15 protein-coding genes are annotated in these 11,317 nt (G+C 66.1%); all 15 read left to right on the forward strand.

What is annotated here, in order from left to right; translation table 11 throughout:
* The coding region (locus J7E68_RS01590) for a hypothetical protein (RefSeq protein ID WP_215169233.1) at positions 1 to 728 on the forward strand (728 nt) is incomplete at its 5' end.
* Positions 725 to 2,059 carry a phage portal protein gene (locus tag J7E68_RS01595; RefSeq protein ID WP_215169234.1) on the forward strand — a complete coding sequence of 445 codons (1,335 nt, stop codon included), beginning with the start codon at positions 725 to 727 and terminating at the stop codon, positions 2,057 to 2,059. The genes J7E68_RS01590 and J7E68_RS01595, both read left to right, overlap by 4 nt.
* Positions 2,060 to 2,125: 66 nt before the next feature.
* The gene (locus J7E68_RS01600; protein ID WP_215169236.1) at positions 2,126 to 2,791 is read left to right on the forward strand and encodes a hypothetical protein; all 666 of its coding nucleotides are present in this window, start codon (positions 2,126 to 2,128) and stop codon (positions 2,789 to 2,791) included.
* Between the two features lie 73 nt (positions 2,792 to 2,864).
* Positions 2,865 to 3,800 carry a phage major capsid protein gene (locus J7E68_RS01605; RefSeq protein ID WP_215169238.1) on the forward strand — a complete coding sequence of 312 codons (936 nt, stop codon included), beginning with the start codon at positions 2,865 to 2,867 and terminating at the stop codon, positions 3,798 to 3,800.
* Between the two features lie 14 nt (positions 3,801 to 3,814).
* Positions 3,815 to 4,144 (forward strand): SAP domain-containing protein, encoded by a 330-nt coding sequence (locus J7E68_RS01610; protein WP_215169240.1) that lies wholly within the window; start codon positions 3,815 to 3,817, stop codon positions 4,142 to 4,144.
* Positions 4,077 to 4,517 carry a hypothetical protein gene (locus J7E68_RS01615; RefSeq protein ID WP_215169242.1) on the forward strand — a complete coding sequence of 147 codons (441 nt, stop codon included), beginning with the start codon at positions 4,077 to 4,079 and terminating at the stop codon, positions 4,515 to 4,517. Before J7E68_RS01610 ends, J7E68_RS01615 begins: the two co-directional genes overlap by 68 nt.
* Positions 4,517 to 4,909: a hypothetical protein gene (locus J7E68_RS01620; protein ID WP_215169244.1), complete on the forward strand. Its 393-nt coding sequence runs from the start codon at positions 4,517 to 4,519 to the stop codon at positions 4,907 to 4,909. The genes J7E68_RS01615 and J7E68_RS01620 overlap by 1 nt, the downstream gene beginning before the upstream one ends.
* A 3-nt stretch (positions 4,910 to 4,912) precedes the next feature.
* Positions 4,913 to 5,188 carry an HK97 gp10 family phage protein gene (locus J7E68_RS01625; protein ID WP_215169246.1) on the forward strand — a complete coding sequence of 92 codons (276 nt, stop codon included), beginning with the start codon at positions 4,913 to 4,915 and terminating at the stop codon, positions 5,186 to 5,188.
* Positions 5,185 to 5,604 carry a hypothetical protein gene (locus tag J7E68_RS01630; RefSeq protein ID WP_215169248.1) on the forward strand — a complete coding sequence of 140 codons (420 nt, stop codon included), beginning with the start codon at positions 5,185 to 5,187 and terminating at the stop codon, positions 5,602 to 5,604. The genes J7E68_RS01625 and J7E68_RS01630 overlap by 4 nt, the downstream gene beginning before the upstream one ends.
* Positions 5,605 to 5,671: 67 nt before the next feature.
* A complete protein-coding gene (locus J7E68_RS01635; RefSeq protein WP_215169251.1) occupies positions 5,672 to 6,235 on the forward strand; it encodes a hypothetical protein in 564 nt (187 codons plus the stop codon).
* A gap of 88 nt (positions 6,236 to 6,323) precedes the next feature.
* Positions 6,324 to 6,722: a hypothetical protein gene (locus J7E68_RS01640; RefSeq protein WP_215169253.1), complete on the forward strand. Its 399-nt coding sequence runs from the start codon at positions 6,324 to 6,326 to the stop codon at positions 6,720 to 6,722.
* A 182-nt stretch (positions 6,723 to 6,904) separates the two neighbouring features.
* Positions 6,905 to 7,087 carry a hypothetical protein gene (locus J7E68_RS01645; RefSeq protein WP_215169255.1) on the forward strand — a complete coding sequence of 61 codons (183 nt, stop codon included), beginning with the start codon at positions 6,905 to 6,907 and terminating at the stop codon, positions 7,085 to 7,087.
* Between the two features lie 10 nt (positions 7,088 to 7,097).
* Positions 7,098 to 9,239, forward strand: a complete 2,142-nt coding sequence (locus J7E68_RS01650; protein WP_215169257.1) for a hypothetical protein — start codon at positions 7,098 to 7,100, stop codon at positions 9,237 to 9,239.
* A complete protein-coding gene (locus J7E68_RS01655; RefSeq protein ID WP_215169259.1) occupies positions 9,239 to 10,012 on the forward strand; it encodes a hypothetical protein in 774 nt (257 codons plus the stop codon). Before J7E68_RS01650 ends, J7E68_RS01655 begins: the two co-directional genes overlap by 1 nt.
* Before the next feature lie 9 nt (positions 10,013 to 10,021).
* Positions 10,022 to 11,095: a hypothetical protein gene (locus J7E68_RS01660; protein ID WP_215169261.1), complete on the forward strand. Its 1,074-nt coding sequence runs from the start codon at positions 10,022 to 10,024 to the stop codon at positions 11,093 to 11,095.
* Positions 11,096 to 11,317: the final 222 nt, after the last annotated feature.

Consider the following 11,317-nt stretch of genomic DNA (forward strand, 5'->3'; position numbering starts at 1 on the left):
GGCAGCAGGCCGTTCCGGCCATGGGAACGTGGATCGAGCCGTCGACCGTCGAAGAACAGGTCGCTCGAGCGCTGGATCGCGACGAACTGCTCGCCGAGCGCTTCGCGGTGTGGCCGAATCGCCCCGATGCGGTCACGGAGTCGCTATCAGACCTCGACCTGGAGGCGTGGATCGACGCAGCGGGCGCTCACCCCGTCATGGGGACCGCGCCAGGCGCTGTGATCGCGATTGCAGTGTCCCGAGGCGGCGGATCCGCGACGATCGCGGCCGGACGTCGCGCCGACAGCGAGCACATTGCCGTCGAGCACAAGAAGACGGGCGCCGGCACCCTCTGGGTTGCCGCGTACGTAAAGAAGCTGAAGGCCGAGCTCGGAGACGCGCTCGTGGTGCTCGATGCGAAGAACGCGACGGCCATCGTGGCGTCGCTTCAGGGCGTCGGCGTGAAGTTCATGTCGATGAACCTCGACGAGATCGCCGCCGCGCACGCCCTGTTCATCGAACACACCAACGCGGGCGCGATCGTGCACCGCGACCAGCCTGAGGTGACAGCCTCGCTGCAGTTCGCCGGCGTCCGTGCGCTGACGCGCGGCGGCGGGCAGACGTGGGAGTCATCTGATGCGAAGAAGCCCATCACGCAGGCGCAGGCAGTGACCTGGGCCGTCTGGGGCGTGCTCAAGCGTGAGTCATCGCCCGAGAAGAAGAGACCGATCGTGAGGGGATACGCATGAGCCTCATCCTGCTTGACGGTGAAACACCGCCGATGGATGCCGCGGCGCTGGGTGCGCTGGGCGCCGAGCTGAAGAAGGATGCACAGAACACGTGGGCTCCGCTTCGCACGCTGCAGAAGCACATCGACGGGCAGCTGCTGCGTACGTGGATGCCCGACAATGCGGACGCCGAGTACAAGGATCTGCTGCGCAAGTCGGCGTCTCCGTGGCTCGGCTTCGCCCGCGACGCGATCGCGCAGGGCTGCATCGTCTCCGGCTACACGAACACCGATCTGTGGAACCGGGTCTGGCGCGCGAACGGCATGGACGGCCGGCAGGAGGTCGTCACGCGCGACGCCGTCGGTTTCTCACGCGGATTCGTGGCAGTGCTTCCCGGGGCCGACCCGGACTCGGTCGTCATGCGGCCGATGAGCGCACTCGACACGTATGCGGTTTTCGATGACCCGTGGGACGACTACCCGCGGTACGTCCTTCACCGCCGGAAGCCACGCGCAGCCGGGAAGTCGTTCTGGCAGGGCGAATGGATGCTCGTCGACGAAGAGGGCATCTACCGCTTCAAGGGAACGCCGGATACGCCGGTCGAGATGACCTTCGAGGCGCACGGGATGGGATCCGCCCCGATCGTCGCGGTGTCGAACAGTCTCGACGCAGCTCCGATCTCCTCTATCGCAGACAAGGTCTCGGTCTACAAGCGGATCGTCGACGCGACGTTCACCCTGCAGATGCTGCAGCGGTACGGCGCGTTCCCGCAGAAGTGGATGGCGGGCGGCGAGGTCGACCCGAACGTCCGATCGTCCGTCGCCGGTCTCCTCCACGCAGGCGGTGAAGCTGGCGATACCGCGCGCTTCGGCGCGTTCCCCGCATCAGACCTCGAGAAGGCGGTGTCGGCCCTCGACGCTCACATCAAGCACTTCAGCGCTGTCGTTCAGGTGCCGCCGCACTACCTGCTCGGCGCCGTCGTCAACATGAGCGCGGAGGGCATCGCGGCTGCGGAGGCCGGCTACCACCGGAACCTCTCGGCTCGTAAGAAGTCGATCGGCGAGGGATACGAGCTCGCGATGCGCACGGCGGCATCGATGCTCGGCGATGAGGCGGCGGCCGCGTCCACCACCGATCAGGTCGAGTGGGAGAACGTCTCCTCTTGGTCGCTGTCGCAGGTCTCGGACTTTGTTCAGAAGGTCGAGATGTCCACGGGACCGCTCGAGGAGCTGTTCCGGATGATTCCGGGATGGACCAAGGCGGACGCGGCGAAAGCGCACACGGCTGCACTCGCGAAAGCGAGGGCTCTCGCAGAACAGATCACACCCGCTCCGCAGGCCACGCCTGCGTAGTGGGGATGCAGGGACGGCACCTGTCGAATCCGCCGGTCAACCCACCACCACTCCTCAGGAGGATCAATGTTCACCCATCAGCAGAGTCTGGCCACCCGCTTCCCGTTCCTTCGCTTCAACGGCGAGGGCGGAGACGGTGGCGGCGGTGGAGGCGAAGGCACCCCGGGTGCTGAGGGCGGCACCCCGCCGCCCGCGTACACCGCCCCGCAGTCGCAGGCCGACCTGGATCGGATCGTCGAGGCACGCCTCGCTCGTGAGCGGCAGAAGCTCGCCAGCGAGTACGGCGGCGACGCGGCATCCGTGAAGGCGCAGCTCGCCGAGTACGAGAAGTACAAGGAGTCGCAGAAGACCGAGACCGAGAAGGCCATCGACGAGGCGAAGAAGGGCACCGAGACTGAGGTCTCGCAGCGCTTCCTCTCCAGGCTGGTCGGCTCAGAGGTCAAGGCCCTCGCAGCGTCTCTGGGCTTCAACGACCCCGCCGACGCGCTCGCTGTCATCGATTCGGCCTCGCTGCCGGTCAAGGACGACGAGCCCGACACCGACGCGATCAAGAAGCTCGTCGAGAAGCTCGCGACCGACAAGCCCTACCTGCTGAAGGCCGGAACGAAGCCGACGCCGCGCGTGCGGCCGAAGCCCGGCCAGGGTGACCCGACCGACACGCCCCCCGCGGGCGGCAAGGGAAACGCCGCGTCCGCGCTTCGCCAACTGGCGACGCGACGCAAGGGTTCCTGACCTGCAGTCTCCATCTCACAACCATGAGCCGTCCACCGTGGGCGGCTTTCGTCTTTGAAAGGACAGTGCTGCCATGGCAGATATCACTCGCGAGGACGTCGCGACGCTCATCCAGGAGGAGTACAGCAGCACGCTGCTCTCCACCGCGGAGGCGCAGTCGGCCGTCCTCTCCGGCTTCGAGAACGTGCCGCTCGGCACGAAGATCACGAACGCCCCGGTGCTCACCACCCTCCCCGAGGCGAAGTGGGTCTCCGAGTCCGCGACGCTGGAGGCCGGCCGCAAGCCGACCTCGAAGGCGATCTGGGGAAACAAGCGCTTCGTCGTCGAAGAGGTCGCGGTCATCGTCCCGATCCACGAGGACACCCTCGAGGACGCCGACGACACCATGATCGACAAGATCACGAAGCTCGGCGGCACCGCGATCGGCAAGAAGCTCGACGAGGCCGTCATCTTCGGTGTCGACAAGCCCGCCACGTGGCTGAGCCTCGACCTCCTCGCGGCGGCCGTCGCCGCCGGCAACGTGTTCGAGGTCTCGCCCACGCCCGGACAGGACGACCTCGCGGGGTCGATCCTGCAGGCTGCCGGTGCGGTCGCGGACTCGGGCGCAAACCCGACCACGATCCTGTCGGCATCGGGTCTCCGCTTCCGGCTCGCCAACCTCCGCAGCGCGGACGGTCAGGCGATCTACCAGCGGACGCTCGGCGAGAGCGGTGGTGTCTCGGACAGCATCGCTGGTCTGGATGCCGCGTTCGTGAAGAACGGCGCATGGGACAACACGCTCGCTTCGGCGATCGTCGCGGACCGTTCGCGCGTCCTCATCGGTGTCCGTCAGGACGTCACGGTGAAGTTCCTCGACCAGGCAACGGTCGACGGGATCAACCTCGCGGAGCGCGACATGGTCGCCTTCCGTTTCAAGGCTCGCTATGCGTACGTGCTGGGCAACACGCTCAACGCGACCGGAGCGAACTCCGAGCCCGTGGGTGCCGTTATCCCGACGGCCGCCCCGTAATCGAAGGAGGCGACATGAGCATCACGCTCACGCACCCCGGCAAGGGCCGCAAGGTCACCGTGCCGGACGATGTCGCCGACTCCTACATCTCGCAGGGGTGGGTGGCCGCTGGGTCGCCTGCCCCTGCTGAGCAGGAGCCGGTGGACATCTCGAAGCTGAAGGTCGACGAGCTCAAGGCACATGCCGAAGAGCACGGCATCGACCTCGGCGACGCGACCAAGAAGGCCGACATCATCGCCGTGATCGAGGCGGCGGGCGAGCAGAAGGAGGAGTCCGGTGCTGGATCTGACGATGCCGAAGCTGGCTCCGTTCCTGCCGACGCTGACGGCGGCGCAGACGACTAAGGTCACCGCGTGGCTTCCGGTCCTCGCACTGCGTCTCAACGCGCGGTACGGGGACCGGATCACCACGGTGCCTTCGGGCACTGACCCTGTCGTCCCTGCGAACGAGCCGGCGTTCATCTCGGCCGCCGCAGATTCGATCATGACCCGGCTCGCAAGGCCCGGTCTGGTCGACTCCCAGGCGGTCGGCCCGGCGAACGTCCGCTACAACTCGCGGGCCGCGCTGCTGAAGTGGTTCCTGCCCGAGCAGCTGGACGAGCTCGACGCGATCGCCGGTCTCGGCAACGTGCGGTCCATCCGAATGGCCGCGCCGGATCCGATCCGCTTCGGCAACCGCATGAGCTACTTCGACCAGCTCGACGAGGAGGCGCTCTGATGGAGTTCCCCTTCGGTGAGCAGGTCGTGCGCGAGCGCCGGCAGCCGGTCACCGATCCCTACGACCCCGACACTCAGGTGCCGGGGTCGTGGGAGGACCCGGTCGCATACCTCGACCTGGAGGACGCGTTCGTCGCATCCTCCAGCTCGAGGGCGCCGGGGGATGCGACACGGTCGCAGATCCTCACGGAGAAGTCGCTCTACCTGACCGATCCGCACGCCGACGGTCGGGCGGGCGATCGAGTCCGCCGTGGAGGCACGCTCGATGAAATCGCCGGCACGTGGTCGGGCGGAGACGTCCTGTACGTCAACGTGCGACCCACCGCGGACGTCAATCCGTGGACAGGTTGGCAGCCAGCCATCGAGATCCCGCTCGACATGTCGGAGGGCTGAGCCGTGGCGACCACGTGGGACAACGACGCGATGGATGAGCTTGCGCGCGGCGCCGGGATCACGGGTGCTGTCGTGGAGGCCGCTGAGCGGATCGCTGACCAGGTGCGTGCTGATGCCCCCGTCGACACGGAGGACTACAAGAACAGCATCCGTGTGACCGTGAAGCAGCAGCGCCGTTCCGTCGCTCTGGTCGAGTCGACTGATCCGAAGGCTCTTGTCATCGAAGCGAAGACGGGCGTCATGGCGCGGGCGGCGAAGAAGTCTGCGAGGTCACGATGACGGCGATCATCCATGCCGACCTTGAGCTGTGGCTCACTGGTTGGCTTCGCGCGCAGCTCGCGGCCCGCCCGGAGGCCGTGTGCCAGGGCGTGACGGTGAACAACAAGGAGCCGGCGGGCACTCTTCCGTCGAAGCTCGTTGTCGTCCGCTACGACGGTTCTTCTGTCGAGGAGCTGCACGTCGACTCCGCATCGGTCGGAGTCACCATCTACGCCGGAACGAAGGCGCTCCCGAAGGACGCGAACGACCTCGCACGCATTGTGCGCGCCCTGATCGGCGACAGCGCGCGCGTAGAGCCCGGAAACCCGGTCGCGGCGGTCACTGCATCCAACGGCCCGATTCCGGTCGCTGACGCGGGCGAGAAGGCGGTCCGCTACTTGACGTTCGAGCTGGCTGTTGTCGGCTCGCCTCTCTGAACCACCCACACCACCACTCGAGCCTTCGCGACCGCGGGGGCTCTTTCTCGTAGAGAAGGAGAACATCATGGCGGATTCCGCCGGAAACGACATCCTCGCGGTCGCTGTACCCGTCACCGGGTTCATCGGTATCGCACCGTTCGGGACGATCATCCCGACGCCTGCTGAGGGCGCGGAGGAGAGTCTCACTCTCGCCGCCGCGTTCAAGAAGCTCGGTCTGCTGAAGAACGACGGCGGGCCGCAGTGGGCGTGGGAGCAGACGGGCGACGCGATCGAGTTCTGGCAGGACGGCTACTCGCTGCCCTCCGGTCTCGCGAACGTCACCCTCTCCGTCACCGCGGCGCAGACCGACGCCTGGGTGCGAGAGCTGATCTCGGGCGCCACGCCCGACGAGAACGGCTACATCAACTTCGACGGTGGAGGTCACGCGACGCAGTACGTCGTGTTCACCGAGGAGATCTTCAAGAACGGTGCGATCCGCCGCCGTGTCGCCGCGAACGTCCAGGTGCAGTCGGTGGTCGAGGACCGCTCGACTCGTGGCGAGGTGCTCGGCTACGCGATCACCTTCAAGGTCAACCGTTCGCCGCTCACCGGCAACGCTCACTTCGGTGAGTGGGTCCTCGCGGCCTGACCCCAACTGTGGGGCGCTGAGTCTCGTGGGTGACTCAGCGCCCCGCTTTACCCACACCACCCACGAAACCCCACGAAGGAGACCCACCATGGCCGCTCCCAGCGCCCGAAAGACCACGAAGCGCCCCACAGCGCCCAAGACCACCACGGCCCCGCAGAAGGCCGTCCAGAAGGAGGAGCGCGCGTCGCGTTCCTACACCGTCGAGGACGACGTCGTGCACTACACGACCAAGGACGGCATCAAGCTGGCGATCGACCTGGACTTCCCGCCCGATCTCGTGCAGATGTCGATGGGCGCGGATGACGAAGACCGCTCCGAAGAAGAGCAGTTCGAGATCATCGCCGCTTCGTACGGCGAGAACTTCCGGGAGGCCTACGACAAGATGGGCATCCTCGAACGCAAGCGCCTGCAGACTGCTGTGTTCACCGAGTTCGCGAAGGCCATGGGTATCACCATGGGGGAATCCTCGGGCTCCTCCGATTCGTAGAGGAGCACCGCAAGCCCGTCCGGTTTGACCTGCAACGCCTCGGCCTCGATCTTGACGATCTGGGTTCGAGGCGGCTGCGGTACCGGCGGGCAGCGGATCTTATCGAGGAGCTGTTCAAAGAGCACGGGTCGCACACCGTCGCTGCTCTGCGTGGGTACGACTGGGTTGCGTCGGATGCTGACGTGGCTGTGATCACCCTCGCGGAGTGGTTCGCGAATGTGCACCGTGACACAGAGAAGGCCCGTGAGCCGTTCCGGTTCCCGCGTCCGTGGTCTGAGAAGGACCCCAACGCGGATGTGACCGCTGAGGAACGAGCCGAGCTGGAGCGGAAGCTCCTGGCGAGGAGTGCGCTCCGCGATCGATGAGGAGGAGCGCATGGGCTCTCAGGTTGCCGTCACCGAAGTTGCCGTCGTCCCCACCTTCAAGGGGTTCCGCAAGGTCGTCAACTCGGAGGCGGACGGGGCCGCGAAGACGGCGTCAACGGGCTTCTCTCGCACGTTCGCGAAGACTGGCACCGATACCGGCAAGACGGTCGGTGCGGGCTTCAAGAAGGCGTTCGAGCAGTCCGCGCAGGGCACCTCGTCGAAGGTCACGAAGGCTCTTGAAGCTGATGTGGCGAAGACGTCGCGTGCACTGTCGACGGCGCGGCTGAAGGAGCAGGACGCGATCGGGAAGGTGCGTCTCGCGCAGGCGCAGCTGAACGAGGCGAACAAGCGGTACGAGAAGGACTCGTCTCAGGTCATCCGGGCGCAGGAGCGTCTGGCGACCGCGTCGCGTCAGCTCGAGAACGCACACGAGGGCACAGAGCGTGCCACGGATGATCTGAAGCGGTCGCAGGGGGAGCTTGCACGGGCCGCTGATCGTGCCGGCGACGAGCTCGCTGATGCGGGTGAGCGCGGGGTCACTGGGTTCCGGTCCAGCGTGGTCGGTGGTGTGAAGTCGTTCGCGGCTCCGCTGGTCGCGGCGTTCGCTGCCCTCGGCATCGGGAACATCGTCGCGGACGCGTTCCGTGGTGCGAAGGACTTCGTTCTCGGGACGATCGACATCGCTTCGGATTTGAACGAGTCCGTCAACGCGGTGCAGGTCGCGTACGGTGACGCCGCTGACGAGGTCCTAAAGCTCGGAGACAACTCCGCGAAGGCTTTTGGTCTGAGCAAGCGCGACCTCAACGCGTACGCCACCCAGTTCTCCGCCTTCGTGAACACGCTCGCGGGGTCGGGCGGTGACGTCGCTGGAACGCTCGAGCAGCTCGTCGGTCGGGGTACTGACTTCGCGTCGGTGTTCAACCTCGAGGTGTCCGAGGCGCTGCAGGTCTTCCAGTCCGGTCTTGCCGGTGAGACGGAACCGCTGCGTAAGTTCGGTATCGACCTGTCGGCGGCGACGATCCAGCAGTACGCGTATGCGAACGGCATCGCGGAGACGGGCACGCAGCTCACCGAGGCGCAGAAGGTGCAGGCCCGGTACGGTGCCCTGCTCGAGCAGACGGACAAGGTCGCTGGCGACTTCGTCAACACGCAGGACGAGCTCGCGAACAAGAACCGCATCAACGCGGCTGCGTGGGACGACATCCAGGCGAAGATCGGTGAGGGTTTCCTCCCGGTCGCGCAGGAGCTCGCGAACATCGTCGGCAATGATCTGCTGCCCGTGATCGCGAAGCTCGCGGAGGAGGAAGGGCCCGGGCTGGCGAAGGCATTCGCCGACATCCTCCCGGACCTGACCACGCTCGCGAAGGAGCTCCTACCTCAGCTTCCTTCGCTCATCCAGTCATTCTCCGACGGACTCCCGGGCATGATCGCGCTCCTGGGCGCGATCGCACCCCTGCTGATCGCGATCACGCAGGGCGGCTCCGATCAGACCGCGATGTACAAGGGGTTGTTCGACCTGATGAGCGGCGACAAGTCGTTCGAGAACTTCGCGACCGACCTCAACAGTTTGAGCGGACCCATCGGAGATCTCGGACGCTGGGGAACGGACCTGACAAACCAGTTCATGGAGTGGTTCTCGCGGATCCCGATGGATGTGTCGAACGGAGTCAACCAGGTCGTCGGTTTCATCGGAACGATCCCCGTGCGCGTCCAGGCTGGCCTTGGCGCGCTCGGCAACCTGCTGTTTTCTTCCGGACGGGCACTCATGGACGGGTTCCTCCGGGGCATCCGTTCAATGGTCGGTGAGATCACCAGCACTGTGTCTGGCGCGATCGAGTGGGTGATGGGGTTCTTCCCGAACTCACCTGCGAAGCGCGGCCCTCTGTCTGGTTCCGGGTGGACGCAGATCGGCAAGTCCGGTGAGGCGTTCTGGGATCAGTGGCTGGGAGGGATGGGTGGCGAGGGGCCTGAGTTCCCGGGCTTCCCCGACCCGGGCACGGGCGGTCCTGCTGGGTCCTCTGGGGCTGTGGTGTCGTCTGCGGGCGGTGCCGGGCATTCGGTGTCTCAGACGAACCACTTCGACAAGACGGATCCGGCTGAGGCTGTGGAGCTCGCGAACCAGCAGCTCACGGCCATGTTGAGGAGTGCATGATGCTGCGTATCCGGTTCGACGGGGCTGCTGAGGAAATTCTCGGCAGCCCCGAGTCGGCGCTTGGCGACCTCACAGGCCTGTTCGTTGCCCCGGATGGCTTCGAGGGCTGGGATGACGGGGGCGGCGATGCGCGCCGCGAGTCGATCGATCGGCCTTCAAACCATGGCGAGTTCGACCTCCCCGTGTATCACGGTGCCCGGGTGTTCTCCATCGACGGCTGGGCTCTGGCAACGACCGATGAAGAGCTGGCGCATCTGCGGAGCATCGTCACGGGGATCGGCGCCACCGGTGACCGGGTGAAGGTCACGGTGGAACATCAGGGCCAGACGCTCTGGGCGTACGCGCGCCGGGCGCTGCGGACAACGTTCCGTGATTCGGGCATTCGACATGGTCTGCGTCGTGCACGGTTCGTGATGCAGTTCTCGGCGGCGGACCCGAGGAAGTACGGGGAGGTGCGGGACGTGCCAGCAGGCACCCCTGCCGCGCACCGCGGGAACTTTCCTGCGATGCCGCTTCTCATGGTCGGTGCTGGCAGCGGTGGGTACACGGTGACGGGTCCGAACGGCCGCGTCGTGGTGGTCGTGACGGCACCGGCCGCGGCGCACTACATCGACTTCGCGACCGGTGGCCTGTACACGGCTGCGGGGGTGCGCCAGGTGGGCGCAATCACGACCTACCAGCCGTGGAGTATCCCCGCCGGTCTTCCGGGCGTCACAGCGTCCATCAACGGCTCTCGCACGCTGACCCAGCGGGTCACGGACACATTCATCTAGGGGGCGGTCGTGGCGCAGCTGCAGGCGTACGTGTGCAACGCACTCACCGGGCAGCAGCTCGACCGCATCCCGATGAAGGCGTACAAGTACGAGCGCCTCCTCTCGGCTGGGGATGCGTCCTCATCGATCACGATCCCGCTGGATGGGACGTTCGATGCGGGCACTCTGCGGAGCCTCACCCAGCCGTGGTCGCGGATGATCGCGATCGAGCGCGACGGGGTGCTGGAGTACATGGGGTACTCGATGGGTCACCCCGGCTACCGGTTGGGGCAGCGTGAGCTGACGATCAAGCTCGTCGACCTGTGGTCCCTGCTTGCGCGCCGCGGTGGATGGAACCACAGCGCCACAAATCTCGAGAAGTGGAAGGTCACCTATACGGCGTCGCTCGCAGCACTCGCAGACAGCGTGCTGCGTCGTGGACGCACCGGACCCGCACTCCCGTCAATGGCGTTCCCGTTGACACTGAACGGCGTCCCCCCGGGCCCGGCAGTGACGAGGTCGTACTACGGGTACCACATGGAATACGTCGCGGACGTGCTGGACGACCTGATGGCTGAGGGCCTCGACATCTACTTCCGGCCCCGCTGGTCGGGGAACGGCGACGCAGACTGGCTGTTCGAGACGGACATCGACTGGTCGACAGGCATCACACGGGAGTTCTCGGTCACCGCGCCAGGGTCGCCGATCACGGGGTTCGTGGAACAGCTCGACGCGACCCGCGTGACGAACAACGCCCGGTATGCGGGTGAGGGATCCGAGGAAGACATGCTCGTGCGGTCGTCCCGCAAGGAGGCGTCCCCGTACCCACTGCTGGACCGTGTGACGAACGCGAAACAGATCGACAAGGTCGCACAGCTCGCCGCCATGGCCGAGCAGGACCTCATCACGTACGGCATGCCAACGTCGCAGTGGGAGTTCCAAGTCACCGCGGACACCCCGATCGATGTCGGCGATGCGGTGGAGCTTCACTTCGACGGTGACCCGGTCATTCCGAACGGCTGGTACCGGCGCCGGGTCGTGAAGGTCTCCGGTGATGAGTCCGAGGTGAAGACGATCAGTGTGCAGCCGACAGGGGGGCAGTGATGGCCGTCAGTCATCTCGGTGCAGCCGGGCAGCAGCAGGAGGTTCAAAGGATAAAGCGGGAGGATCGCCGTCTGGCGAAGGCGACGATGCAGAACGCATCTATCGGCAACGCCGACTTCCGCGTTCACAGCGGCGCGCGGATCATCGTCGAGAATGGTGGCCTCTACGTCACGGGCATCGCGAACGTGTCGGGTCGTCTCGAGGGTGACGGGACGCTCGAGT

This window comes from Microbacterium sp. ISL-103, assembly GCF_018613995.1.
Classification (GTDB): domain Bacteria; phylum Actinomycetota; class Actinomycetes; order Actinomycetales; family Microbacteriaceae; genus Microbacterium.

Bases quoted from the DNA above. Each gene is read 5' to 3' on its own strand.
- J7E68_RS01635 (WP_215169251.1), top strand. From the start codon at position 5,672: ATGGCGGATTCCGCCGGAAACGACATCCTCGCGGTCGCTGTACCCGTC.
- J7E68_RS01655 (WP_215169259.1), top strand. From the start codon at position 9,239: ATGCTGCGTATCCGGTTCGACGGGGCTGCTGAGGAAATTCTCGGCAGC.
- J7E68_RS01640 (WP_215169253.1), top strand. From the start codon at position 6,324: ATGGCCGCTCCCAGCGCCCGAAAGACCACGAAGCGCCCCACAGCGCCC.
- J7E68_RS01630 (WP_215169248.1), top strand. From the start codon at position 5,185: ATGACGGCGATCATCCATGCCGACCTTGAGCTGTGGCTCACTGGTTGG.
- J7E68_RS01605 (WP_215169238.1), top strand. From the start codon at position 2,865: ATGGCAGATATCACTCGCGAGGACGTCGCGACGCTCATCCAGGAGGAG.
- J7E68_RS01650 (WP_215169257.1), top strand. From the start codon at position 7,098: ATGGGCTCTCAGGTTGCCGTCACCGAAGTTGCCGTCGTCCCCACCTTC.
- J7E68_RS01595 (WP_215169234.1), top strand. From the start codon at position 725: ATGAGCCTCATCCTGCTTGACGGTGAAACACCGCCGATGGATGCCGCG.
- J7E68_RS01610 (WP_215169240.1), top strand. From the start codon at position 3,815: ATGAGCATCACGCTCACGCACCCCGGCAAGGGCCGCAAGGTCACCGTG.
- J7E68_RS01620 (WP_215169244.1), top strand. From the start codon at position 4,517: ATGGAGTTCCCCTTCGGTGAGCAGGTCGTGCGCGAGCGCCGGCAGCCG.
- J7E68_RS01600 (WP_215169236.1), top strand. From the start codon at position 2,126: ATGTTCACCCATCAGCAGAGTCTGGCCACCCGCTTCCCGTTCCTTCGC.